The sequence below is a fragment of the Hephaestia sp. MAHUQ-44 genome, assembly GCF_023806085.1.
Lineage (GTDB): Bacteria > Pseudomonadota > Alphaproteobacteria > Sphingomonadales > Sphingomonadaceae > Sphingomonas.
On the sequence record NZ_JAMSLX010000011.1, the window covers coordinates 42,343 to 66,196 of the forward strand.

The 23,854-nt window shown below is 66.7% G+C and carries 20 protein-coding genes; 11 read left to right on the top strand and 9 right to left on the bottom strand.

Annotated elements, in window-relative coordinates:
- Nucleotides 1-61 precede the first annotated feature (61 nt).
- From NFE57_RS12210 to NFE57_RS12220, 3 genes are all read right to left on the bottom strand, one after another.
- A complete protein-coding gene (locus NFE57_RS12210) occupies nucleotides 62-2,068 on the bottom strand; it encodes a TonB-dependent receptor plug domain-containing protein (protein ID WP_382280533.1) in 2,007 nt (668 codons plus the stop codon).
- Nucleotides 2,069-2,129: 61 nt separating this feature from the next.
- Nucleotides 2,130-2,564, bottom strand: coding sequence for a YdeI/OmpD-associated family protein (locus NFE57_RS12215; protein WP_252135862.1), 435 nt, complete (start codon nucleotides 2,562-2,564; stop codon nucleotides 2,130-2,132).
- Nucleotides 2,561-3,715 (bottom strand): acyl-CoA dehydrogenase family protein, encoded by a 1,155-nt coding sequence (locus NFE57_RS12220; protein WP_252135863.1) that lies wholly within the window; start codon nucleotides 3,713-3,715, stop codon nucleotides 2,561-2,563. Before NFE57_RS12220 ends, NFE57_RS12215 begins: the two co-directional genes overlap by 4 nt.
- A 131-nt stretch (nucleotides 3,716-3,846) precedes the next feature.
- Here NFE57_RS12220 and NFE57_RS12225 point away from each other — a divergent pair, with 131 nt between their 5' ends.
- The 4 genes from NFE57_RS12225 to NFE57_RS12240 all read left to right on the top strand — a co-directional run bounded on the left by NFE57_RS12225 (nucleotide 3,847) and on the right by NFE57_RS12240 (nucleotide 8,660).
- On the top strand, nucleotides 3,847-4,851 hold the full coding sequence (locus tag NFE57_RS12225) for a fumarylacetoacetate hydrolase family protein (protein ID WP_252135864.1): 1,005 nt from the start codon (nucleotides 3,847-3,849) through the stop codon (nucleotides 4,849-4,851).
- 131 nt (nucleotides 4,852-4,982) lie between these two features.
- Entirely contained in the window at nucleotides 4,983-6,266 is a 1,284-nt protein-coding gene (locus NFE57_RS12230; RefSeq protein ID WP_252135865.1) for a 3-methyl-2-oxobutanoate dehydrogenase (2-methylpropanoyl-transferring) subunit alpha, read from the top strand.
- 82 nt (nucleotides 6,267-6,348) lie between these two features.
- Complete coding sequence (locus NFE57_RS12235; protein ID WP_252135943.1) at nucleotides 6,349-7,359, top strand: alpha-ketoacid dehydrogenase subunit beta; 1,011 nt, start codon at nucleotides 6,349-6,351, stop codon at nucleotides 7,357-7,359.
- On the top strand, nucleotides 7,356-8,660 hold the full coding sequence (locus tag NFE57_RS12240; protein ID WP_252135866.1) for a dihydrolipoamide acetyltransferase family protein: 1,305 nt from the start codon (nucleotides 7,356-7,358) through the stop codon (nucleotides 8,658-8,660). Before NFE57_RS12235 ends, NFE57_RS12240 begins: the two co-directional genes overlap by 4 nt.
- On the opposite strand, the gene NFE57_RS12245 is transcribed toward NFE57_RS12240, so the two are convergent.
- On the bottom strand, nucleotides 8,657-9,457 hold the full coding sequence (locus tag NFE57_RS12245) for a PdaC/SigV domain-containing protein (protein WP_252135867.1): 801 nt from the start codon (nucleotides 9,455-9,457) through the stop codon (nucleotides 8,657-8,659). The two genes, NFE57_RS12240 and NFE57_RS12245, sit on opposite strands and share 4 nt — an antisense overlap.
- A 146-nt stretch (nucleotides 9,458-9,603) precedes the next feature.
- On the opposite strand from NFE57_RS12245, the gene NFE57_RS16790 reads away from it, so the two are divergent.
- The gene (locus NFE57_RS16790) at nucleotides 9,604-10,263 is read left to right on the top strand and encodes an energy transducer TonB (RefSeq protein ID WP_252135868.1); all 660 of its coding nucleotides are present in this window, start codon (nucleotides 9,604-9,606) and stop codon (nucleotides 10,261-10,263) included.
- A gap of 9 nt (nucleotides 10,264-10,272) precedes the next feature.
- Here NFE57_RS16790 and NFE57_RS12255 read toward each other — a convergent pair whose 3' ends face one another.
- The 3 genes from NFE57_RS12255 to NFE57_RS12265 form a co-directional block, all read right to left on the bottom strand.
- A complete protein-coding gene (locus tag NFE57_RS12255) occupies nucleotides 10,273-11,220 on the bottom strand; it encodes an aldo/keto reductase (protein ID WP_252135869.1) in 948 nt (315 codons plus the stop codon).
- Nucleotides 11,217-11,408, bottom strand: coding sequence for a hypothetical protein (locus NFE57_RS12260; protein WP_252135870.1), 192 nt, complete (start codon nucleotides 11,406-11,408; stop codon nucleotides 11,217-11,219). Before NFE57_RS12260 ends, NFE57_RS12255 begins: the two co-directional genes overlap by 4 nt.
- Before the next feature lie 94 nt (nucleotides 11,409-11,502).
- Complete coding sequence (locus NFE57_RS12265; protein WP_252135871.1) at nucleotides 11,503-11,793, bottom strand: hypothetical protein; 291 nt, start codon at nucleotides 11,791-11,793, stop codon at nucleotides 11,503-11,505.
- Nucleotides 11,794-11,944: 151 nt separating this feature from the next.
- On the opposite strand from NFE57_RS12265, the gene NFE57_RS12270 reads away from it, so the two are divergent.
- From NFE57_RS12270 to NFE57_RS12290, 5 genes are all read left to right on the top strand, one after another.
- On the top strand, nucleotides 11,945-12,904 hold the full coding sequence (locus tag NFE57_RS12270; protein WP_252135872.1) for an ArsR/SmtB family transcription factor: 960 nt from the start codon (nucleotides 11,945-11,947) through the stop codon (nucleotides 12,902-12,904).
- The gene (gene metF, locus NFE57_RS12275; RefSeq protein ID WP_252135873.1) at nucleotides 12,901-13,842 is read left to right on the top strand and encodes a methylenetetrahydrofolate reductase [NAD(P)H]; all 942 of its coding nucleotides are present in this window, start codon (nucleotides 12,901-12,903) and stop codon (nucleotides 13,840-13,842) included. The genes NFE57_RS12270 and metF overlap by 4 nt, the downstream gene beginning before the upstream one ends.
- A 90-nt stretch (nucleotides 13,843-13,932) precedes the next feature.
- Nucleotides 13,933-14,979, top strand: coding sequence for a homocysteine S-methyltransferase family protein (locus NFE57_RS12280; RefSeq protein WP_252135874.1), 1,047 nt, complete (start codon nucleotides 13,933-13,935; stop codon nucleotides 14,977-14,979).
- A gap of 67 nt (nucleotides 14,980-15,046) precedes the next feature.
- Nucleotides 15,047-17,665 (top strand): methionine synthase, encoded by a 2,619-nt coding sequence (gene metH / locus NFE57_RS12285; RefSeq protein WP_252135875.1) that lies wholly within the window; start codon nucleotides 15,047-15,049, stop codon nucleotides 17,663-17,665.
- 148 nt (nucleotides 17,666-17,813) lie between these two features.
- Complete coding sequence (locus tag NFE57_RS12290; RefSeq protein ID WP_252135876.1) at nucleotides 17,814-18,740, top strand: right-handed parallel beta-helix repeat-containing protein; 927 nt, start codon at nucleotides 17,814-17,816, stop codon at nucleotides 18,738-18,740.
- A 13-nt stretch (nucleotides 18,741-18,753) separates the two neighbouring features.
- Here the strand turns inward: NFE57_RS12290 and NFE57_RS12295 are convergent, their stop codons facing one another.
- A complete protein-coding gene (locus tag NFE57_RS12295; protein ID WP_252135944.1) occupies nucleotides 18,754-20,355 on the bottom strand; it encodes an alkaline phosphatase family protein in 1,602 nt (533 codons plus the stop codon).
- A 120-nt stretch (nucleotides 20,356-20,475) separates the two neighbouring features.
- On the opposite strand from NFE57_RS12295, the gene NFE57_RS12300 reads away from it, so the two are divergent.
- Entirely contained in the window at nucleotides 20,476-22,503 is a 2,028-nt protein-coding gene (locus NFE57_RS12300; protein ID WP_252135877.1) for a protein-disulfide reductase DsbD family protein, read from the top strand.
- 113 nt (nucleotides 22,504-22,616) lie between these two features.
- On the opposite strand, the gene NFE57_RS12305 is transcribed toward NFE57_RS12300, so the two are convergent.
- The gene (locus tag NFE57_RS12305) at nucleotides 22,617-23,399 is read right to left on the bottom strand and encodes an arginyltransferase (protein ID WP_252135878.1); all 783 of its coding nucleotides are present in this window, start codon (nucleotides 23,397-23,399) and stop codon (nucleotides 22,617-22,619) included.
- Between the last annotated feature and the right edge of the window lie 455 nt (nucleotides 23,400-23,854).

The following is a 23,854-nucleotide window of genomic DNA, read 5'->3' on the forward strand; positions in this document are numbered from 1 at the left end:
TGACAAGGGAGCGATATCATTGGCAACCGCCGGTTGGTGCGAATCGCGATAAATTATTCGCTCAACCCGTGAATCGAACGCCGATCCATAGCGTGCGCGGCGTGCCGAGATCGATCGAGCCGCCGTCGTTGCGCGTCACGACTGCCTCGTCGAACAGATTCTCGGCGCGGCCGATCAGCGTGACGCGGCGGGTGAGGGGGAGGCTGGCGACCGCATCGACCGTCAGCGCGGCGGGAAGCACGTCGATCTCGCGATCGTCTTCATATTGCTTGCCGATGTAGCGGATCGTCGTGGCGAGGCTGGGGCCGTATTCTGGCGCCCAACGCAGCGTGCCGCTGGCGGCGTGGCGCGGGCTTTGCGCGGGGGCGAAGCCGTGGAGCGCGGCCGATGGCCCCGTCGCGCGGACGTGGCTGTCGCTATAGGCGTAGGAGGCCGAGAGATCGAACGCGGCGAGCCGCGCGGCGGCGGTGAATTCGACACCCCTGGCGACGATCGCATCGACATTGCGGCGCTGGCGCAGATTGTCGGCGATCGTGACATTGGCGATCGCATGGTCGAGCCGGTTCCAGAACGCGGTGACGCCGAGGTGCACACCGGCGCGTGGCGTTACGTCGAGCCCTGCTTCGACGCCCTTCAGGCGTTCGAGATCGAGCGCGGCATTGGCCTGGGTCGTCACCGGGAAAACGGTGAAGGGACGGTAGAGTTCGTTGAGCGTCGGCAGGCGGAAGCCGGTATAGCCCGCGGCGCGCAGCGCGAGCGCGGGGCTGGCGTGATAGAGCGCGCCGAGCCGACCCGTCGCCGCGACGCCGTCACGATTGGCGAAGCGTTGGTCGGTGACGACCGTGCCGGCGGCGTTGGTCTCATGGAAGAAACCGTCGGTGATCCTCCAGCGATCGACCCGGCCGCCGCCGGTGAGGACGAGCCGGCCGAGCTTCCAGTCGTCCTCTACGAACAGCCCGGCGGTGGTCGAGGCGCCGCCCGCGTTGCGGTGCGCGGTCGCGAGGCCGGTGGCGGCGCTGTACGGATCTTCGTAGAGTTCGCCCTCGGCATGGCGCCAATCCACGCCGATGCGCAAAGTGTGGTCGGCGCCGACCGGGGGGCGCAACTCGATCTTGCCGCCGAGCCCGGTCGAGGGCGTGTTGCGCTGATCGAGGACGAGCTTGTGGTTCGACGCGCTGATCACCTTGTTGGCGAAGTTGCGCGTCTGCAGATAGGCGAGCGCATCGAGTTGCCAGCGCCCGCGATGAACGAGGCGGATGCTCGCGTCGTTGGCGGCCGAGGCGCTGTCGGCGCCGGCGAAGCGCAAGGTGCGATCGTCGCGATAGACGATCGCGCGCGCCTGGATTTCGGTATCGGCGTCGATCGGGGCGACCGCGCGCAGCGAGGTCGACCAGTTTTCGTAGCGCGCCCGCACGTCGGCGGGGCCGCGTTGATCGGCAGGGGTGGTGAAGAAGCCGTCGCCGCGGTCGTAATGGGCGCCGATCGACACATAGCCGCCCCCCACATCGGGCGAGATGCTGGCCGAGGCCATCAGCGAATCGCGGCTGCCCGCGAACAGGCTGGCCTCATAGGGCGGCAGATCGTCGCGCGTGGCGCTGCCGAGTTCGATCGTGCCCGCGACCGCGCCCGCGCCGAACGGCCCCGCGCCGCCGCCGCGCGTGATCCGCACCACCGACAGCCGATCGGGCACCAGCGCGTTGAACGGGATATAGCCGAAGAACGGATCGGCCTGCGGCACGCCATCGAGCAGCACCAGCGCGCGGCTGGTGGCGTTGCCGCCCAGTGCGCGCAGCGTCACGCCTTGCGCGGTGGGGTTGGCGGCGCGGCTGTCCGCGCGGCGGAATTGCTGCACGCCCGCGACATCGGCGAGCACATCCTCGAGCCGGCCGCTGGCGTCGCCCGTCAGCCGATCGCGATCGATCGTGACCGAGCCATAGGCTGGCGTCCCCGGCGGCAGCGGCAGGCCCTCGCCGATGACGACGATGCCGGGCGCGTCGGTGGATTGGGCCTGCGCGGCGGCGGGCAGAATCAAGGCGAGCAGCGGCAGGGTGACGAGGACAGGGGGCAATGAACGGCTCCGGCGAAAGGGCACGCCCCGCCTAGCCGTTTGTCAGCGTAGCGAACAAGACTCAGCCGCGCAGTTTCTCGATTGTTGCTACGATTCGACGTTCGCGTGTCTCGGACTTTTTGGCGCCCTCGACCGCTTCGGCGGCCTCGCGCTGGCTGGTGTAGCTGAGCCTGGCCCACGCCGCGTCGAGCCCGGCGGCGTGGATCGCGACGGCGAGATCGGCAGGCGGCGTCACCGTGCGGGGTGCGGTATCGAGCGTCAGGGTGACCGTGATCGTATCGCCCTGTGCGACGCCGGCCGCCGCGCGGTGGCTGCGGCGCAGCGGCACAAAGGTGACGCCACTCATGATCGCGATCGTGCTGCGATAGCGGTGGCCGTTGAGCGTGACGATGACCGGTGCACGCGCCTTGCCGAACACCGTGCGCGGATCGAACGGTACGACAATCGCGCCCTCGTCGGTGAGCGTGACGGAGAAGGTGCGCGACGGATCGGTCACAGGCTGCGTCCGATCAGCTCCTTCATGATCTCGTTGGTGCCGCCGTAGATCCGCGTCACCCGCGCCGCGCGCCAGCTTCGCGCGATCGGATATTCATTCATATAGCCCGCGCCGCCGTGGAGCTGGAGGCATTTGTCCATCACCTCCCATTGCAGCTCGGTGTGCCACAATTTGGCGGCGGCGCCCTCGGTGGCGGTCAGTTCGCCCGCCAGATGCCGCGTGAGCGCCCAATCGAGATGCGCCCAGCCGATCTGGAGCTTGGCCTTGAGATCGGCGAGCACGAACCGGGTGTTCTGGAAATCGAACACCACCCCGGCAAACGCCTTGCGATCCTTGGTGAAGGCGACCGTCTCGTCGAACGCCTTTTGCGCCGATGCCTGTGCACCGATCGCAATCGACAGGCGTTCCTGCGGCAATTGGCTCATCAGATAGATGAAGCCCTTGCCTTCCTCGCCAAGGCAATTGGTGATCGGCACGCGCACGTCGTTGAAGAACAATTCGGAGGTGTCGGCGGCGTCCTGCCCGATCTTGTCGAGCTTGCGGCCGCGGCGGAAACCCTCGCGATCCGATTCGACGAGGATGATCGACATGCCCTTGTACGCGGGCTGGGCGCCGGGATCGGTCTTGGCGACGACGAGGATCAGATCGGCGTTCTGGCCATTGGTGATGTAGGTTTTCGAGCCCGAGACGACATAATGGTTGCCGTCTTTTTTGGCGGTGGTGCGGATCGATTGCAGGTCCGATCCGGTGCCGGGTTCGGTCATCGCGATCGCGGTGATCGTCTCGCCCGAGACGAGCCGGGGGAGCCATTGCCGCTTCTGCTCTTCCGAGCCGTAGGCGACGATGTAATCGCACACGATGTCCGATTGCAGCCCGAAGCCCGCGGGCACGCCGGCATAGCTCAATTCCTCATCGACCACCGCGTTATAGCCGAAATCGAGGCCGAGCCCGCCATATTGCTCGGGCACGGTGGGGCAGAGCATCCCGATCTCGCCCGCCTTGCGCCAGAATTCCCTGGGGACGAGACGGTTGGCTTCCCACGCGGCTACGTTGGGCACGCCTTCCCTGGCGAGGAAGCTGCGCACCGTTGCGCGGAATGCCGCGTGATCGGGATTATGGGCCGAGCGGCCAGGCACATCGTCGAGCGTCATGATCCGTCCTCTTGTGCAACCTTTCGTCAAGCTGCGCGGGATTGACGCGCACGTCAATCTCGGTTTGTCGGCAGTATCTTCGCGGGCGGAATGAATGCGGCTATGACGGCCCAAAGCGCACAGGAGATTCTATGAAACTCGCCAGCCTCAAGCACGGACGTGACGGCAAGCTGGTTGTCGTTTCGGAGGATCTCGCCTTTTATGCCGATGCCGGGCAGATCGCGCCGACCTTGCAGGCCGCGCTCGACGGTTGGGCGGGCATCGAGCCGCTGCTGCGCAACCTGGCGACCGACCTCGAACACGCGGTGATCCCGCGCGAACGCTTCCGCGAACATGAGGCCGCCGCACCCTTGCCGCGCGCGTATCAATGGGCCGACGGCTCGGCTTATGTGAACCATGTCGCGTTGGTGCGGCAGGCGCGCGGTGCCGATATGCCCGACAGTTTCTGGCACGATCCGTTGATGTATCAGGGCGGATCGGACGGTTTTCTGGGGCCGCGCGATCCGATCCCGCTCAAGGATGAAAGCTGGGGCTGCGATCTCGAGGCCGAGGTCGTTGTCGTCACCGGCGACGTGCCGCTGGGGGCGAGCCGCGCGCAGGCGCTCGACGCGATCCTGCTCGTCGGGCTGACCAACGATGTCAGCCTGCGCAACCTCATCCCCGGCGAGCTGGCGAAGGGGTTCGGCTTCTTCCAGTCGAAGCCCGCGAGCGCGTTTTCGCCCGTTTTCGTGACGCCCGATGCGCTGGGCGATGGCTGGCGCGACGGCAAGCTCCACCGCACCTTGATGGTCGATCTCAACGGCGAACCGTTCGGCCGGGCGCAGGCGGGCGAGGACATGACCTTCGATTTTGGCGCACTGATCGTGCATGCCGCCAAAACGCGGCGGCTGGGGGCGGGGACGATCATCGGATCGGGCACCGTTTCCAACCGCGATCGCGATGGCGGCCCCGGCAAACCGATCGCCGATGGCGGCGTGGGCTATTCGTGCCTTGCCGAACTGCGCACCGTCGAGACGATCCGCGACGGCAAACCCGCGACGGGGTTCCTCAAGGCAGGGGACAGGGTGCGGATCTGGGCCGAGGACGACCAGCGCCGCTCGATTTTCGGGGCGATCGAACAGGTGGTCGAGGGCTGACTTGTGCCTCCCCGGCACGCGGGGGCGGAACGGTGACTCGCCATGGCCGTTGAAATTTTATAACAAGAGGATGAAAGGCGATTCCAACGCCTTCACCGCGCGCCGCGCCGCGTGATGGTTATGGAGAGACTATGGCAAGCGATCCGCGCGCCAATTTGAAGCCCTTGTCGCTGCACGTCCCCGAACCGCGCTTCCGGCCGGGCGATGTGGTCGACTTTTCCGATATCGCGGTGCCCCCCGCCGGGGCCGGGCGCCGCCCCGATAGCGCCGATAATGCCGCGACCTTTACCGAGCTTGCTTATGGTCTTGTCCGCGTGCTCGACGAGGAGGCGCGCGCTGTGGGGCCGTGGGACCCCCGGCTCTCGCCCGATGTGCTGCGGCGGATGTTGCGCGCGATGGCGCTGACGCGCGCGTATGACGAGCGCATGTTCCGCGCACAGCGGCAGGGCAAGACCAGCTTCTACATGAAATCGACCGGTGAAGAGGCGGTGGCGGTGGCCGCCGCCTTCGCGCTCGACCGCGACGATATGTGCTTCCCGAGCTATCGCCAGCAGGGCCTGCTGATCGCGCGCGGCTGGGACATGGTCGACATGATGAACCAGGTCTATTCGAACCGCGGCGATCGGCTCGAAGGCAAGCAATTGCCGATCATGTATTCGACCAAGGCGGGCAGCTTCTTTTCGATCTCGGGCAATCTCGCGACGCAATATCCGCAGGCCGTGGGCTGGGCGATGGCATCGGCAGCGAAGGGCGACACGCGGATCGCGGCGACCTGGACCGGCGAGGGATCGACCGCGGAGGGCGATTTCCATTCGGCCTGCACCTTCGCCGCGGTCTATCGCGCGCCGGTCATCCTTAACGTCGTCAACAACCAATGGGCGATCAGCTCGTTTTCGGGCTTTGCCGGGGCCGAGGCGACGACCTTCGCGGCGCGCGCGATCGGCTATGGCATCGCCGGGCTGCGCGTCGACGGCAACGATGCGCTGGCGGTCTATGCGGCGACCGCCTGGGCCGCCGAGCGCGCGCGGACCAACGCCGGCCCGACGCTGATCGAGCATTTCACCTATCGCGCCGAGGGCCATTCGACCTCGGACGATCCGACCCAATATCGCTCGGCGGGCGAACCGACCGCGTGGCCGCTGGGCGATCCGATCGCGCGGCTCAAGGATCATCTGATCCAGCTCGGCGAATGGGACGAGGCGCGGCAGGCGGCGATGGACCTCGACCTCGCCGAAAAGGTGCGCGCCGCGCAGAAGGAGGCCGAGAAGAACGGCGTGCTCGGCCACGGCCTCCACCAGCCGCTCGATACATTGTTCGAGGGGGTTTACGAGGAGATGCCGTGGCACCTGAGGGAGCAGCAGCAGATGATGCTCGACGAGGAAGAAGCGAGCGGCCGGCCATGGGCGCGGAAGTGACGGAGTTTGCGTCGTGAGCGAGCTTATCGAACAACAGCAGCGCATCGCCCCCACGCCCGAGCATGAGGGTGACAGCGTGCGGATGAACATGATCCAGGCGATCAACTCCGCAATGGACGTGATGATGGCCCGCGACGCGGACGTGATCGTGATGGGCGAGGACGTCGGCTATTTCGGCGGCGTGTTTCGCGCGACCGCGGGGTTGCAGGCGAAATACGGCAAGCGCCGCGTGTTCGACACGCCGATCACCGAATGCGGCATCATCGGTGTCGCGGTGGGGATGGGGGCGTACGGGCTGCGCCCGGTGCCCGAAATCCAGTTCGCCGATTATATCTATCCCGCGCTCGACCAGTTGGTGAGCGAGGCGGCGCGGCTGCGCTATCGCTCGGCGGGCGAGTTCACGTCGCCGATCACGGTGCGCTCGCCGTTCGGGGGCGGCATCTTCGGCGGGCAGACGCATTCGCAATCGCCCGAAGGCATCTTCACCCACGTCTCGGGGGTCAAGACGGTGATCCCCTCGACCCCCTATGACGCCAAGGGACTGCTGATCGCCGCGATCGAGGACAATGATCCGACGCTCTTCTTCGAACCCAAGCGGATCTACAACGGCCCGTTCGACGGCCATTGGGATCGCCCGTCGAAGAACTGGTCTGGGCATCCCGGCGGCGAGGTGCCGACCGGCTATTACCGCATCCCGCTGAGCACCGCGAAGGTGGTGCGCGCCGGCGAGGCGCTGACGATCCTCGCCTACGGCACGATGGTGCATGTCTGCCGCGGGGTGATCGAGGAAGCAGGCGTCGATGCCGAGATCATCGATCTGCGCACATTGGTGCCGATCGATATCGACGCGATCGAGGCATCGGTGAAGAAAACCGGCCGCTGCATGATCGTGCATGAAGCGACGCGGACGAGCGGGTTCGGCGCCGAATTGTCGGCGCTGGTGCAGGAACGCTGCTTCTACCACCTCGAGGCGCCGATCGAGCGCGTCACCGGGTTCGATACGCCGTATCCGCACAGCCTGGAATGGGCCTATTTCCCAGGGCCGGTGCGGATCGGCGAGGCGCTCAAGAAGATCATGAAGGACGCATCATGAGCCGCTTTACCTTCAAGCTGCCGGATATCGGCGAAGGCATTTCCGAAGCCGAGATCGTCGCCTGGCATGTCGCGGTCGGCGATCGGGTCGAGGAGGATCAGCAGATCGCCGACATGATGACCGACAAAGCGACGGTGGAGATGGAAAGTCCGGTCGCGGGGGTTGTCGTCGAACTGGCGGGGGCGGTCGGCGAGCAGGTGTCGATCGGCGCCGCGCTGGTGGTGATCGAGACTGAGGGGGGCGAGCAACCGGGTGAGGGCGCGACGCTCAAGGTCGAGGCAGCAGCGCCGGGCAAGCTCGAAGTAACGTCGGAAGCAACATCTGCGTCGGAAGTTCCCCTCCCGCCTGCAGGAGGGGCTGGGGGAGGGCCTGTCGAGGCGCCTGTCCGGGAAAAAACAAGCCCTCCCTCGACCCCTCCCGCAGGCGGGAGGGGAGAGAGCCGGGTGCTCGCCAGCCCTGCCGTCCGTGCGCGGGCGCGCGATCTGGGGGTCGATCTGGCGCAGGTGCGGGCGGCCGAAGGCGATCGCATCCGCCATGCCGATCTCGACGCCTATCTGCGCTACGGCGCCGGCGAGGGGTATCAGCCGCCGCACATCAGCCGCACGCGGCCGGATGAAGCAATCAAGGTGATCGGGATGCGGCGGCGCATTGCCGAGAATATGGCGGCATCGAAGCGCGCGATCCCGCATTTCACCTATGTCGAGGAAATCGACGTCACCGCGCTCGAGGCGATGCGCGGCGATCTGAACGCGCATCGCGGGGCGCGGCCCAAGCTGACGATGCTGCCGTTCATGATCGTCGCGATCTGCCGCACGGTCCCTGATTTCCCGATGATCAACGCGCGTTACGATGACGAGGCGGGGGTGGTGACGCGCCACGGGGCCGTTCATCTCGGGATGGCGACGCAGACCGATGCCGGGCTGATGGTCCCCGTGATCCGCGACGCGCAGGACCGCAATCTGTGGCAACTCGCGACCGAGATCGGGCGGCTGGCCGAGGCGGCGCGCACCGGCAAGGCGAAAAGCGAGGAATTGTCGGGATCGACGCTGACGCTTACGTCGCTGGGGCCGCTGGGCGGGATCGCGACCACGCCGGTCATCAACCGCCCCGAAGTCGCGATCATTGGCCCGAACAAGATCGTCGAGCGCCCGATCTTCCACGACGACGACATTGTCCGTGCCAAGCTGATGAACCTTTCGATCAGCTGCGACCATCGCGTCGTCGATGGCTGGGACGCGGCGAGCTTCGTTCAGGCGCTCAAAAAGCTGCTTGAGACCCCGGTGTTGCTGTTTGCCGATTAATCGGCGAACGAACCGCGCCATTGGGGTGCGATGACAGCGATCATCTCCCTGGGGATGGCGATGTCGAACAGGTAATTGCCTTCCGAATGCGGGCCCGCGACGATCGAGGGGATCGAGACCGCGATCCGGCTGAATGTGTCGCTTGCCGGGCTAGCGAAGGCGAGCGTGATCTGATCGTCGAACGCAGGGCATTGCGTCGACCAATCGTCGGCGGTGCCCACGCTTCCGCCGCGCCGCGTGGCGCGTTCCTTGTTCAGTGCGTCGCAGAACGGCGTGCGGATCGCCGCCAACGCCTTGGCCTTGTCGGTGAACAGCGCATCGAACGGCACCGCGCGGTTCGCATGCTTGTCCCACACCAGCCCCTCGAACAGATTGTTGCCGTGCGCGCCGCCGGTGTAGACATAGCTGTGCGCGACGAGCGAGAGCAATTGCGCCGTTCCGCCCGCGACCGACCAATCTTTCTGAAGGCCATAGGGCCGCGCGGGGGCATCGGGCGGCAGGAGCGTCACATATTGGGCGTGGTCGCGCAGCATCGCCTCTTTGGCCGTCTTGGCGTCGGCGAGCAGGTGCGCGCGCAGGGCCGGAATCGCTGCCGCGTCGGCCGGAATCTTATAGTCGAAATCGATCGCGGTGGTCTTGTCGACGAGATGGATCGGCTCGGCGGGCGCGGCTGCCACGGCGTTATCCGGCGCTTCGCCACTGGCATTGGCGGCGGCGCTGTCGGCGGTGGGTTGCGAGGTGCAGCCGGCGATCAGCATGACGGCGGCGGCGAGGGCGAGCGGCAATCTGGTATCCATAACCGGTGCCAATGCCGGGCGGCGGCCAAGGTTCCCTCATTCAGCGCCGATCAACCGCCGCGCGGCTATGCCGCACGCTGGTTATGAGGGACTCGCGCTACACGAGCAGTGCGCCGGGGCCGCGGTTGGCGGGTGCCGGTGGCGCCGTGACGGCAACTGCGTTGCTGTTCGCGGCGCTGTGGATCGGGCTCGCGGTGCACCAACGCGTCGCCGATGACGCCGCCTTGCACGTGTTCGACGTGCTGCCGCCGCCGATCCCGGCGCCCGCGCCGGTGGAGCGATCGGCACAGCCGAGCGGCGATGCAGCGCCCGCGCATCGGCTGGCGCGGCCGGTGGTGGTGGCCGCCCCGACCCCGATCGTCCGCGTCACCGTGCCGCCCGTTGTCGCGGCGCCGGTTGTTGCCATCAGCATGGACCGCGCGGCGGGCGCCGCCGATGCGGGCATGGGGACCGGTGCGAGCGGTGCCGGGATCGGGCTGGGCGCAGGCGGAAGCGGGACGGGGACGGGGGGCGGCGCCATCGTTCGCGCGCGGCACGTCTCGGGGACGATCACCAACAAGGATTACCCCAAATCGGCGCGCAAGGCGGGGCATGGCGGGATCGTGACGGTGACGCTGACGATCGCTGCCGACGGCCGCGTGAGCGATTGTCTGGTCGCGCGGTCAAGTGGGGTGGCATCGCTCGACGAGACGACCTGTCGGCTGGCACGGATGCGCTTCCGCTACACGCCGGCGCGCGATGCGGCGGGGCGTGCGGTGCCCGATCTCGCGGGCTGGCAACAGCGCTGGTGGTTCGCGGGGCGCTGACCCGTGGGGTCAGGCGCCTGCGGCAGTGAGGCGGGCGAGCTGATCGTCGGTCAGCGTGAGATCGATCGACCCCATCAATTCGTCGAGTTGTGCCACGCTGGTTGCGCTCGCGATCGGGGCGGTGACGCCGGGCTGTGCGGCGAGCCATGCGAGCGCGATCTGCGCCAGCGTCGCGCCGGTCTCGGCCGCGACCGCGTCCATCGCCTCGAGCACAGCGGCCTTGCTGTCGAGCAGACCGCCGAGGCGATTGCCGCGGACCGATTTATCGAGATCGTCCCTGGTGCGATATTTGCCGGTGAGGAAGCCCGAGGCGAGTCCGTAATAAGGCGTGACCGCGATATTGTGCTCGACGCACAGGTCCTGAAGCTCGCCCTCGAATTTCTTGCGGGAAACGAGATTATATTCGGGCTGGAGCAGGTGATAATGCGGCAGGCCGCTTTCGCGGGCCACGTCGAGCGCCGATTTGAGCCGCATCGCGCCGAAATTGGAGGCGCCGATCACGCGCACCTTGCCCGCGGTGATGAGCCGGTCGAACGCCTCGAGCACGGCCTCTTGCGGCACGTCTTCATCGTCCTGATGCGCGAAATAGATATCGATACGATCGGTATCGAGCCGCATCAGCGAGGCTTCGCAGGCGATCGCGATGCGCATCGGCGCCAGTTTGGCACCGCCTTCGCCGGGCAGCATCCCCACTTTGGTCGCGATCAGCACGTCGTCGCGCTTGCCCGAACGGCGCAGCCATTCGCCGATCAGGCGTTCGGATTCGCCGCCGGTATGGCCCTCGACCCAGGCCGAATAGACGTCGGCGGTGTCGATCAGGCACCCGCCCCGATCGACGAACCGGTCGAGGATCGCGAAGCTGGTCTGCTTGTCCGCGGTCCAGCCGAACACATTGCCGCCGAGCATCAGCGGCGGTGTCTGGAGATCGGTGGCGCCGAGGCGGCGAAGCGTGGTCATCGGCTGGTGTCCTGATTGGTGACGGCATTGATCGCGACGCTGTTGGCATCGAGCATCGCGGCGGCTTCGTTCAGTTCCCGCGCCTGATCGGGGGTGACGCCGCCAAGGCCCGGATCGTCGGGCGACGGACCGCACGCCACGAGGCCCAGAGGCAGGATCAATATCGGCATGACCATCGGGATACGCATTCCATTCTCCCCCCAAACGCGCCACTTCCCCCAAACGAGAAAGGGCCGCATTCCGGGATGGAACGCGGCCCTTCCTCAAACGATCCGAGCCGGATCAGTCCTTGATGGCGTTGCCGGCATCCTTGAGCGCATCGCCGGTCGCATCGGCGGCGGCATCGGCGGTGTTGGAGATCGCGCTGCCGGCGTTGTCGATCGCGGTTTCGGCGGCGCCGAGCGCGTTGTCGGTGGCGGCATTGACGTCGTTGATGCCTTCGTTGGCGGTCGCTTCGGTGTCCGCGGCGATGGCGTTGGCAGCCTCAGCCGACTCGTTCTGCGCATTCTGGCTGCATGCGGCGAGGCCGACGGCGGCGAACACGGTGACGGCGGCGATGATCGACTTCTTCATGCGAAAACCTCTTTTCTGGATTGACCCCGAACGCCGTCGTCAACGGGCGGCGGCGCGCGAAGGTACCGATGCGTAACGATCCGTGCAACGGGCAGTTTCATCAAGCGCCTCGTTGACCTGATATAAAGATATCTTTATATGTATATCTGAAATGACCATCGCCCTCGACATTTTTCGCGCTCTTGCCGATTCGACGCGTCTGCGCATCCTCGCGCTGCTGCGCTCGATGGAACTGTCGGTCGGCGAGCTCGCGCAGGTGCTCGGGCAAAGCCAGCCGCGTGTCAGCCGGCATGTGAAGATCCTGTGCGATGCCGGGCTCGCCGAGCGCCGCAAGGAGGGAAGCTGGGTGTTCGTCGCGCCGGGCAGGGCCGAACTGGTCGAGCCGATCGCGGCCGCGCTGGCCGCGTGGCACAAGGTCGAGCCCGATCATTGGGCGGTCGCGGATGCCGCGCGGCTGGCCGCGGTGCGCGCCGATCGTGCGGCGGCGGCGCAGGCGTGGTTTGCCGCCCATGCGGGTGAATGGGATGCGATCCGATCGCTCCATGTCGCCGAAAGTCAGATCGAAGAGGCGATGGAAGCCGTGCTGGGTGACACCGGCATCGCGCAACTGATCGATATCGGGACCGGCACCGGGCGGATGCTCGAATTGTTCGCCGGGCAGGCCGAACAGGCGCTGGGGATCGATCGCAGCTCGGAAATGTTGCGGCTTGCGCGCGTCAAGCTCGCCGAGCGCGGGCTGGACCATGCCGAATTGCGCCAGGCCGATCTCTATGCGCTGCCGCTGGCCGATGGTGCGGCCGATGTGGCGATCGTTCACCATGTGCTCCATTTCGCGCAGCAGCCGGGGGCGGCGATCCGCGAGGCGGCGCGCGTGCTGATGCCGGGCGGGCGGTTGCTGATCGTCGATTTCGCGCCGCACGACGTTGAAGAACTGCGGACGCGCGATGCGCACGCGCGGCTCGGCTTTTCGGATGAACAGATGCGTGGCTGGTTCGCGGGGGCAGGCTTGCTGCCCGCGCGCACCGAGACGCTCGAAGGAGGCGAACTTACCGTGAAATTGTGGCTCGCGCGCAAGGCCGGGACCGGACTCAAGGAGGCGAAGGCGGCATGAGCCTGACTCTACCCGAACTCGAAGAAGCGCGCCGCGCGCTCGACGCGCCGCTTTATGCCGATCTCGCCGGCGACGCCGACGTGTCGTTCGAATTCTTCCCGCCCAAGAGCGAGAAGATGGAGGCGACCTTGTGGGAGTCGATCCAGACGCTGGCGCCGCTGGGGCCGCGCTTCGTGTCGGTGACCTATGGCGCGGGCGGCTCGACGCGCGAGCGCACGCACGCCACGGTGGCGCGCATCCAGCGCGAGACGCCGCTTGCCGCCGCCGCGCATCTGACCTGCGTCGAGGCGACCAGGGCCGAGATCGATGCGGTCGCCGAGCAATATTGGGCATCGGGGGTGCGCCATATCGTCGCGCTTCGGGGCGATCCGCCGCGTGAAGGCGCGCACTTCGAGCCGCATCCCGGAGGCTATGCGAACGCCGCCGCGCTCGTCGCGGGGCTGAAGAAGCGCCACCCGTTCGAGATTTCGGTTGCGGCCTATCCCGAATGCCATCCCGATTCGACCGACGTTCAGGCCGATATCGACAATCTGAAAGCCAAGATCGACGCCGGGGCGACCCGCGCGATCACGCAATTCTTTTTCGCGCCCGAGGCGTTCTTCCGTTTCCGCGATCGCGCGGCCGCGGCGGGGATCACCGCCGAGCTGGTGCCGGGCATCCTGCCGGTATCGAACGTCGCGCAGACACGGAAGTTTGCCGGCATGTGCGGCGCGGCGATCCCGCCCTGGATGGACCGGCTGTTCGAGGGGCTCGACGATCATCCGGCGGCACGCCAACTCGTCGCCGCGACCGTGGCCGCTGAAATGTGCCGCAAACTCTACGCCGGCGGCGTGCGCAGCTTTCACTTCTACACGCTCAACCGTGCCGAATTGAGCTTCGCGATCTGCCACCTGCTGGGGCTGCGCGCCAAAGAAGGCGTGAGCGTAGCGGCGGCATAGACTTTCGTATCCCGGCGTTGCCGGGGCCTCGTGCCGCAAGGGGCACGCCATGATTACCGGGAGACCTCGGCTTGCGTCGGGGTGACATTTATGACTGCACGTGACCAACTCAACGCCGAAGCCGCCAAGCGTATTCTGATTACCGACGGTGCGTTCGGTACCGAGATTCAGGCGTGGAAGCTCTCCGAGGCCGATTTCGCGGGCCATCTGGGGCTGACCAAGGATCAGAAGGGCAATAACGACATTCTCGCGCTGACCAGGCCCGAGGTGCCGGAGAAGATCACGCGCGCCTATCTGGAGGCGGGGTCGGACATCGTCTCGACCAACACCTTCTCGGCCAACCGGATCAGCCAGGCCGATTATGCCGCCGAGGCGCTGGTCGGGGACATCAATCGCGCGTCGGCGAAAATCGCGCGCCGCCTGGCTGACGAATTCGCCGCCAAGGACGGCCGCCCGCGCTTCGTCGCCGGCGCGATCGGGCCGACCAACAAGACGCTGTCGCTTTCTCCCGATGTCGAAGACCCCGGCTATCGCGAGATCGATTTCGACTATCTGAAAGAGGTCTACCGCGAGCAGGTCGATGCGCTGATCGAGGGGGGCGCCGACTTCATCCTGATCGAGACGGTGTTCGATACGCTCAACGCCAAGGCGGGGATCATGGCGGTGATCGAGGCAGGCAACGCGCTCGGCCGCGATGTGCCGGTGATGCTGTCGATGACGCTCACCGATCTGTCGGGGCGCAATCTGTCGGGGCATACCGTGGAAGCCTTCTGGCACGCGGTGCGCCACGCGCGCCCGGTGACGATCGGGCTTAATTGCTCGTTCGGCGCCGAGCAGCTTCGGCCGCATATCGGCTCGCTCGCCAAGATCGCCGACACGCTGATCATGGTCTATCCCAACGCCGGCCTGCCCAACGAACTCGGCGAATATGACGAAGCGCCCGAGCAGACCGCGGCGCTGGTCAAGGCCTGGGCCGATCTGGGGCAGGTGAACATCCTCGGCGGCTGCTGCGGCTCGACCCCCGCGCACATCGCGGCGATCGCCGCGGCGGTGAAGGATCTGCCGCCGCGCGTGCTCGCCCGCCCCGAGGTGCGTACCCGGCTGGCGGGGCTGGAGCCGATGATCATGGCCGCCTGAGCCGCCGCCCATCCCGACATTCCCTCCCCCGACCCCTCCCGCCTGTGGGAGGGGGGAAGAAGAACCCATGACCAAGACCACCAATGCCTCGTCCGCGTTCGTCAATATCGGCGAGCGCACCAACGTCACCGGGTCGGCCCGGTTCAAGAAACTGATCATGGCGGGCGATTACCCGGCCGCGGTCGAGGTCGCGCGCGATCAGGTCGAGAACGGCGCGCAGGTGATCGACGTCAATATGGACGAAGGCCTGCTCGATTCGGTAGAGGCGATGACGATCTTCTTGAAGCTGATCGCGGCCGAGCCCGATATCGCGCGCGTTCCGGTGATGATCGACAGCTCGAAATGGAGCGTGATCGAGGCCGGGCTGAAGTGCGTCTCGGGCAAGCCGATCGTCAATTCGATCAGCATGAAGGAAGGCGAGGAGGAGTTTCTCGCGCACGCGCGGCTGGTGATGGCGTACGGCGCCGCGGTGGTGGTGATGGCGTTCGACGAGACCGGGCAGGCCGACACCAAGGCGCGCAAGGTCGAGATTTGCGAGCGCGCGTACAGGCTGCTCACCGGCATCGGTTTCCCGCCCGAGGATATCATCTTCGATCCCAATATCTTCGCGGTCGCGACGGGGATCGAGGAGCACAATAATTACGCCGTCGATTTCATCGAGGCGTGCAAGGAGATCAAGGCGCGGTTGCCGCACGTCCACATTTCGGGCGGGCTGTCGAACCTGAGTTTTTCGTTCCGCGGCAATGAGACGGTGCGCCGCGCGATGCATTCGGTGTTCCTGTACCATGCGATCCCGGCCGGGCTCGACATGGCGATCGTCAATGCCGGGCAGCTCGATATTTACGACGATATCGACCCCGAATTGCGCACCGCGTGCGAGGATGTCGTGCTCAACCGCGATCCTGACGCGGGCGAGCGGCTGGTCGCGCTTGCCGAACGCTATCGTGGCAGCGATCCGGTGGCCGACAAGCAGGCGGCCGAATGGCGCGATTGGGATGTCAACAAGCGGCTCGAACACGCGCTGGTGAAGGGCATCGACGCGTTCGTCGTCGAGGATACCGAGGAAGCGCGGCTCCAGCATCCGCGCCCGATCGAGGTGATCGAGGGGCCGTTGATGGACGGGATGAACGTCGTCGGCGACCTGTTCGGATCGGGCAAGATGTTCCTGCCGCAGGTGGTCAAATCGGCGCGGGTGATGAAGAAGGCGGTGGCGCATCTGCTGCCCTTCATCGAGGCCGAGAAGGAGCCCGGCGCGCGCGGCAAGGGCAAGATCGTGATGGCGACCGTCAAGGGCGACGTGCACGATATCGGCAAGAACATCGTCGGCGTCGTGCTCCAGTGCAACGGCTTCGAGGTGATCGACCTCGGGGTGATGGTGCCGTGGAGCGATATCCTGAAGGCGGCCAACGACAATGACGCCGATATGATCGGCCTGTCGGGGCTGATCACCCCGTCGCTCGACGAGATGGTGACGGTCGCTGAGGAAATGACGCGCGCCGAGATGACGATGCCGCTCCTGATCGGCGGCGCGACCACCTCCAAGGTGCATACCGCGCTGCGGATCGCGCCGGCCTATACGGGGCCGGTGGTGCATGTGCTCGATGCGAGCCGCGCGGTGGGCGTCGCCTCGACATTGGTCAGCGACACCCAGTGCGATCCCTATGTCATCAAGATCGCCGAGGAATATGACGCGATCCGCAAGGCGCGCGAAGGCAAGGGGCAGAACCCGCTGCTGCCGATCGAGGAAGCGCGCGCGCGCGGTTTCACCGCCGATATGGCGCTCAAGGCGCCCGCGCCCAAACAGCCCGGTCTGCATGTGTTCGACGATTGGGATTTGGCCGATCTGCGTGAATATATCGACTGGACGCCGTTCTTCCGCTCATGGGAACTAGCGGGCACCTATCCCGCGATCCTCGACGACGCGGTGGTGGGCGAGAGCGCCCGCAACCTGTGGCAGGACGCGCAGGCGATGCTCGATCGCGTGGTCAACGAGAAGTGGCTGACCGCCAAGGCCGTCGTCGGCTTGTGGCCGTGCCGCCGCGAGATCGACGACGTTGTGGTGACCGAGCAGACCGCCGATGGCCCGCGCGATATCCGTATCCCGTTCCTGCGCCAGCAGATCGCCAAGCGCGAGGGGCGGGCCAATATGTGCCTGACCGATTTCATCGATCCCGCAGGCGACTGGATCGGCGGTTTTGCGGTGACCGCGGGGCATGGGATCGAGGCGCATCTGACACGCTTCCACGCCGACCATGACGATTATTCGAGCATTCTGCTGAAGGCGCTCGCGGATCGCTTTGCCGAGGCGTTCGCCGAGCGGCTGCACCAGCATGTCCGCACCGAATTGTGGGGCTATGCCGAGGGCGAGCAGCTCGACAATGACGCGCTGATCCGCGAGCAATATCGCGGCATCCGCCCCGCGCCGGGTTATCCCGCCTGCCCCGATCACAGCAAGAAGCGCATCCTGTTCGATCTGATGGGCGCCGAGGCGGCGACCGGGATCGAATTGACCGACCATTTCGCGATGGTGCCCACCGCGGCGGTCTCTGGCTTCTATATCGGCCATGCGCAGGCCGAATATTTCGGGGTTGCGCGGATCGGCGAGGATCAGGTGGAGGATTATTCGGTGCGGCGCGGGGTCAGCCTCGATCAGGCGAAGCGCTGGCTGCGGCCGAACCTCGAATAATCGGCGCGATGGCGGTGGGCGAACGCCCCGATCCGGGACAAATGCGCGCGGAATAAAGGTTTCGGCGGTCTGACGGCGCCGATTAACCTTCAATCGGCCTTTCGCGCGCGCGCGGCGGCGCGCAGCGTGCGTGCGAAAGGATTCCCCCATGCGCCTCGCCCCCATCGCCCTGTTGCTGCTTGCCGCCCCCGCCGCCGCTCAGAACGGTGCGCCGTTCACGATCGCCGAAACCGGCCAGACCTTCCACGACATCGACGATGCGGTGCAATCGGTGCGGATGGGGACCGCGACGATCCTGATCGCGCCGGGGGTCTATCATCAATGTACCGTGCAGGCGGGCGGGCGGATCACCTTCAAGGCGGCCCAGCCCGGCACTGTGATCTTCGACGGCACCGCCTGCGAGGGCAAGGCGGCGTTCGTGCTGCGCGGGCAGAGCGCGACCGTCGACGGGCTGGTGTTCCGCAACATCGCGGTGGACGACGGCAATGGTGCGGGTATCCGCACCGAGATGGGCGACCTCACCGTGCGCAACGCGATGTTCCTCGACAGCCAGGAAGGCATCCTCGGCGGCGAGCCGAGCGGGCAGCGGATCGTGATCGACCGGTCGACCTTTTCGGGGCTGGGCACATGCGACGCGGCGACCGATTGCGCACATGCGATCTATCTGGCCAACCGCGGCTCGGTGACGATCACCAATTCGCGCTTCGAGCGCGGGCAGGGTGGGCATTACGTCAAGCTGCGCAGCCCCCGCGTCTCGATCACCGACAACAGCTTCGACGACAGTCGCGGCCACAAGACCAATTACATGATCGACCTGCCCAATGGCGCGACCGGGCTGATCGCGAACAACACCTTTGTCCAGGGGCGCGACAAAGAGAATTGGTCGGGCTTCATCGTCGTCGCCGCCGAGGCGCACGATTTTTCGGCCGATGGGCTAATGGTGCGCGACAATGACGCGCGGTTGGCGCCGGGGGTCGAGCGCAGCCCCGCGTTTGTCGCCGATCTCAGCGGCGATACGATCACGGTCGCGGACAACCGGCTGGGGCAGGGCGTGCGGCGGTTCGAGCGGCGATAAAGGCCGCGCTTGCTCAAGGACACGTGCTCCCCGGCCCCGCATCGAGATCGAGGCAGCGGCCGTCCATCGCGGGGGCGCCGGTGGCGACATGCGCGAGCGCGGCCAGCGTGGGGGCGATATCCACCGTTTCGATCGCGTGCGGCTGCTCGAACCCGGTCATCCCCCTGCGCCAGAACAGGATCGGCACGCGGCGATCGTAATCCCAGAAGCTGCCGTGGGTCGCGACCGAACCGCGCGTCGGATCGGCGATCGGGGTCACGAGCGGCTTGAGTGCGACGATGAGGTCGCCCGAGCGGCCGGGGTAATAGGACGCCTTGGCGCGCATGATGAGCGGCCAGATATCGGGCGGGCCGGCGGGGTCGGGCGAGGCGGCGATTTCGGCGCCCGTGAACACCGCGGCGACTTGCGGCTGCGCGAGCAATACTTTCTTCGTTTCGGCGATGACGGCCTGCTTTTTGGCGGCGGGGACGTCGGGCGTCACATAGAAATTGCCGCTTTCATAGGCGAGCGGCTTGCCCGACAGACCCAGCGTCGCCGCTACCGCCTTGCCGATCGTGTCGGGATTGAAGCTCGCGGCCAGGCGTTCGGCCATCGGCATCGCCTGCTCGCGCTGGCGCTCGGGAAGGTCGTTGCCGCCATGGTCGGCGGTCAGCGCGACGGCATAATCGATCCCCATCGCGTCGAGTTGCGTGAAGAAATCGCCCAGATCGCGATCGAGCGAGGTGAGTTGAAGGCACATTTCGGTGCCCTCGGTGCCGTATTTGTGGCCGACATGATCGGAAACCGAGGCGCCGATGTCGATAATGTCGGTCTGCGGGCCCTTGCCGAGCTGCATCGCCTGGATCAGCCCCGCGGCGAGCGCCAGCGTCGCGCCATCCTTGGCGGGGGAGTCACCGAACGCACTCGCATCGCCCGCGGCGCGCGCGAAGCGGCCGGTGCCCACGGTCTTGTTGGCCCCCAGCGGGATCGCGCGATCCTTGGCGCGGCAGTAATCGGGCAGCGCGAGCGCCGGTTGCGCGCGCGCGATCTCGGCGGCCACCGCCTGATTGGTGCGCGCGACCACCGGGGGCGTGGCGCGGCCAGCATAGGTGACGAAGCTGTCGCGATCCCACCACCACATCTCATCGACCTTGTGGCCGCCCATCAGCACCGCCGAGCGATCCTTGCCCGCGACCGAAACGACGCGCGTTGCCGGGTTCGCCGTCTTCATCCGCTCGCCGAGCGTCGGCACCATCAGGTGATCGGGGCTGACGGTGTAGTTTTTGTGCGTGCTGCCGGGGACGCTTTCGTCCTCGACGCAGTAAATCTTCTTGTCGTCGAGCGGCGAGGCGAAATCGATCCAGTCGTTGGCGATGATCCCGGTGCGCGACGGGCGCATGCCGGTGAGGATCGTCGCATGGCCGACGCAGGTAACCGTCGCGGCATGGCTTTGATAGCCGGCGGGGAACACCGCGCCGTCGAGCAGGCGTGCAAAGCCGCCGGTAAAGCGGTTGCGATATTCGGCGAACAGATCGGCCGACAGTTGATCGACCGAGATGACGACGAGTAATTTGGGCGCGGTTGCCATCGCCGGAGCTGCGGCCGTCTGCGGCGCCTTTTGGGCGAGGCCGGGCATGGCGGCGGCGCTAAACGCTAGTGCGGCGATCGAGACAAGCGATTTCTTCACGGGCTTCCCCTATGGATCAGGCTGCGTCCCCGCTATTGAGCAGCGACGCTTTCGAGGCAAGGAAGTCCATTGCACGCGGTACGTTTCTGGTTGGTGACATGGCTCGCGCTGCTCCTCGGCGTGACGGCGGCGCATGCCCAGCTTGCGCCCGATCCGTCGGGGCCGCATCTGGCGATGCAGCTTGTCGCCGAAACCACGACCCCTGCGGCAGGCAGCGAGGTGACGCTCGCGATCGATGCCCGGCCGCAGCCGGGCTGGCACGGTTATTGGCAGAATCCCGGCGATGCAGGCTTTCCGGCCAGGCTCGACTGGACATTGCCCGCGGGCGTCACCGCGAGCGCGCCCGTCTATCCGATGCCACAGACGCTGCTGATCGCCGGGCTGATGAACCATGTGTTCGAGAAACCCTATGCGGCGCTGGTGACGCTGTCGATTCCCGCCGCTCTCGCGCCGGGAACCGCGCTGCAGATCGGGCTGCACACCAATTATCTGGTGTGCACCGATCAGATCTGTGTGCCCGAGGCAGCCGATCTGGCGACCAATTTGACGATCGGCGACGGTGCGATCGATCCGGGGGTCCGCGCGCGCTTCGATGGCTGGCGGCAGGCGATCCCCAAGCCGATCGGGTCGCCCGCGACCTATCAGGTTGCCGAAGGCCGGGTGCGGATCGCGGTGCCCTATCCGGCGACGGCGCCGCTGGGTGATGCGCATTTCTTTGCGATCACGCCGGACGTGGTCGCTTATGCTGCACCGCAGAGGGTGTCGCGCGACGGCGACCGGGTGGTGATCGAAACCAAGGCGAGCGGCGATGCCCGTGCGGAAAGCCTTGAGGGCGTGCTGCGGATCGGGCCCGACCGCGGGCTGAGCTTGACGGCAACGGCGGGTATGGTGGCCTCGGTCGACGCCGGAGCGGGCGGCGTCAATGCCGCGCTGCTGGCGTTTCTGGGCGCGGTGCTGGGCGGGCTGATCCTCAACATCATGCCGTGCGTGTTTCCGATCCTGAGCCTCAAGGCGCTCAGCCTCGCGCGCGCCGGGATCGACGAGCGACACGCGCGGCGCGAGGGGGTGGCCTATACGGCGGGCGTGGTGCTGACCTGCGTGGCGCTGGGCGCGATCATCCTTGGGCTGAGGGCGGGGGGATCGGCGATCGGCTGGGCGTTCCAGTTGCAGGATCCACGGATGATCGTGGTGCTGTTCGTGCTCGCGCTGGCGATCGCGCTCAACCTCGCCGGGGTTTTCCAGATCCCGACGCCGCGTTTTGTCAACCGCGCGGCGGGGAGCGGCGGGGCATTCCTGACCGGGGTGTTGGCGGCGTTCGTCGCGACTCCGTGCACCGGGCCGTTCATGGGCGCGGCGCTGGGCGCGGCGCTGGTACTGCCGACAGGAGCCGCACTGGCGGTGTTCGCCGGGTTGGGGCTGGGGCTGGCGCTGCCGTTCCTGCTGCTCGGGTTCGTGCCGGCGCTGCGGCGGATATTGCCCAAACCGGGGGCGTGGATGCAAACTTTCGAGCGCGTGCTGAGCGTGCCGATGGCGCTGACCGCGCTGGCGTTGCTGTGGGTGTTGTCGCGCCAGGCGGGCAATGCCGGTGTGGTGCTCGGGGTGATCGCGGCGCTGCTATTGGGCGGGCTGCTGTGGCTTGCGGGGCGGCGGCAGGCGCGCGGGCTCGCGGGCGGTGTGCTGGCCGCGGTCGCGCTGGTTGGGGTTGGCGCGGTGGGGGCGGCGGCGGTGACGCGGCTGCCGCATCAGGCGAGTGTGCCGGTCGCGGGGGCCGAGCCGTTCAGCGAGGCGCGGCTGGCGGCGCTGCGCGACGCCGGGCGACCGGTCTTTGCCTATTTCACCGCCGATTGGTGCCTGACGTGCAAGGTCAACGAAAAGGTCGCGATCGAGACCGGCAGCGTAGGCGATGCCTTCGCGCGGCACGATGTCGCGGTGCTGGTGGGCGACTGGACCGATGGCGATCCCGCGCTCGGGCGCTTCATCCAGGCGCACAATCGCGCCGGGGTGCCGCTCTATCTGTATTACGCGCCGGGCGCTGTCGAGCCCCGCGTGCTGCCGCAGGTGCTGACGCCCGCGATGCTGACCGGGTTGGTAGAATAGAGTGATTTCGAGCCAGATGGAAGCATCTGGCGGCTCGGAAGTAACGGCAAACAAAAGATAATTCAGCGTCGAGACAGTTCGATCAGAACCGGATCGACGCTGGAGCGCTGCGCTCAGGCCGGCGCGCGCGCGCGGACGTGCCGGGGAGCCAGGGCTTCCTCATCCTCGGGCAGCAGTTTCCACCCCTGCGGCCCGAGCACCTCGATCGGGCGATAGCGCGTCTTATATTCCATGCTGCGCGAGCCCTTCACCCAATAACCGAGATAGATATAGGGCAGGGCCACCGCGCGGGCGCGCAGGATGTGATCCATGATGATGAAATTGCCGAGGCCGTGGCGCTCGGCATGGGCGGGATCGAAGAAGCTGTAGATCATCGACAGACCGTCGGCCTGCCGATCGGTGAGGCAGGCGCCGACCAGCCGGCCGATCTCGCCCGCCGGCGCGGGCTCGCGATATTCGATCACGAACGAGGAGACGGGGCTCTGCTCGACCATGTCGGCATAATCGCCCTCGTCCATGCTCGCCATGCCGCCGCCGGGGTGCCTGGCCGCGAGATAGCGGCGCAGCAGGTCGAATTGCTCGTCGGTGGCCCAGGGGCGGCAGGCACGTACGTCGAGATCGGCGTTGCGGCGCAGCACGCGGCGCTGGGTGCTGTTCGGGTGAAATTCGTCGGCGACGACGCGCACCGATTGGCACGCGGTGCAGCCTGCGCAACTCGGGCGATACGCGACCGCCTGGCTGCGGCGAAACCCGATCCGGCCCAACGCATCGTTCAATTCGGCAGCGTGCGGGCCCGAAAGTTCGGTGAACACCTTCCGTTCCTGCCGCCCCGGCAGATAGGGGCAGGGCGATGGGCTGGTTACGAAGAACCGCGGAAATCGGAATGGAGCGGTCACGGGGGCGTTCCTCTGGTCGTCGACGAAAGCGTTCGTCTTGGCACCAGTATGAATCGGATGAATCGTGATGAAAAGGCGCTTTACCATGAAAGAAGGTTAACGCGCTGTTTTTCATCGAAAAGACGGGAATGCGCGGGAGCCGCCACGCTCGAGGCGTGGCGATGCGATCCGACGGCGCAGTCCATGCGCGATCCCGGCAGGTTGCGACCCAAAACACCAAGAAGGCCCAGGATCGCGCACGAACCGCCACCAAAGATGCCCCCGGCAGCTTGCGGATATAGTGACTAACCCCGCACCAGCCAGTTTACGCTCGCGCGGGACTCGGCGGAAAGAGTCCCGCGACTCGCTTCGCCGCAGGCACGATTCCGTTCGTCACGTATTTGTAGTGGGTGAAGCCGCACCGGCCCGCTCCCCCACGTCGTATTTGTGGAAGATCCGCACCGGCCCGCTCCCCC

Excerpts from the sequence above, each read along its gene's own strand:
- NFE57_RS12220 (WP_252135863.1), bottom strand. The coding sequence starts at position 3,715 with ATGACGCTCGACGATGTGCCTGGCCGCTCGGCCCATAATCCCGATCAC.
- NFE57_RS12225 (WP_252135864.1), top strand. The coding sequence starts at position 3,847 with ATGAAACTCGCCAGCCTCAAGCACGGACGTGACGGCAAGCTGGTTGTC.
- NFE57_RS12230 (WP_252135865.1), top strand. The coding sequence starts at position 4,983 with ATGGCAAGCGATCCGCGCGCCAATTTGAAGCCCTTGTCGCTGCACGTC.
- NFE57_RS12235 (WP_252135943.1), top strand. The coding sequence starts at position 6,349 with ATGAACATGATCCAGGCGATCAACTCCGCAATGGACGTGATGATGGCC.
- NFE57_RS12240 (WP_252135866.1), top strand. The coding sequence starts at position 7,356 with ATGAGCCGCTTTACCTTCAAGCTGCCGGATATCGGCGAAGGCATTTCC.
- NFE57_RS12245 (WP_252135867.1), bottom strand. The coding sequence starts at position 9,457 with ATGGATACCAGATTGCCGCTCGCCCTCGCCGCCGCCGTCATGCTGATC.
- NFE57_RS12255 (WP_252135869.1), bottom strand. The coding sequence starts at position 11,220 with ATGACCACGCTTCGCCGCCTCGGCGCCACCGATCTCCAGACACCGCCG.
- NFE57_RS12260 (WP_252135870.1), bottom strand. The coding sequence starts at position 11,408 with ATGCGTATCCCGATGGTCATGCCGATATTGATCCTGCCTCTGGGCCTC.
- NFE57_RS12265 (WP_252135871.1), bottom strand. The coding sequence starts at position 11,793 with ATGAAGAAGTCGATCATCGCCGCCGTCACCGTGTTCGCCGCCGTCGGC.
- NFE57_RS12270 (WP_252135872.1), top strand. The coding sequence starts at position 11,945 with ATGACCATCGCCCTCGACATTTTTCGCGCTCTTGCCGATTCGACGCGT.
- metF (WP_252135873.1), top strand. The coding sequence starts at position 12,901 with ATGAGCCTGACTCTACCCGAACTCGAAGAAGCGCGCCGCGCGCTCGAC.
- NFE57_RS12280 (WP_252135874.1), top strand. The coding sequence starts at position 13,933 with ATGACTGCACGTGACCAACTCAACGCCGAAGCCGCCAAGCGTATTCTG.
- metH (WP_252135875.1), top strand. The coding sequence starts at position 15,047 with ATGACCAAGACCACCAATGCCTCGTCCGCGTTCGTCAATATCGGCGAG.
- NFE57_RS12290 (WP_252135876.1), top strand. The coding sequence starts at position 17,814 with ATGCGCCTCGCCCCCATCGCCCTGTTGCTGCTTGCCGCCCCCGCCGCC.
- NFE57_RS12295 (WP_252135944.1), bottom strand. The coding sequence starts at position 20,355 with ATGCCCGGCCTCGCCCAAAAGGCGCCGCAGACGGCCGCAGCTCCGGCG.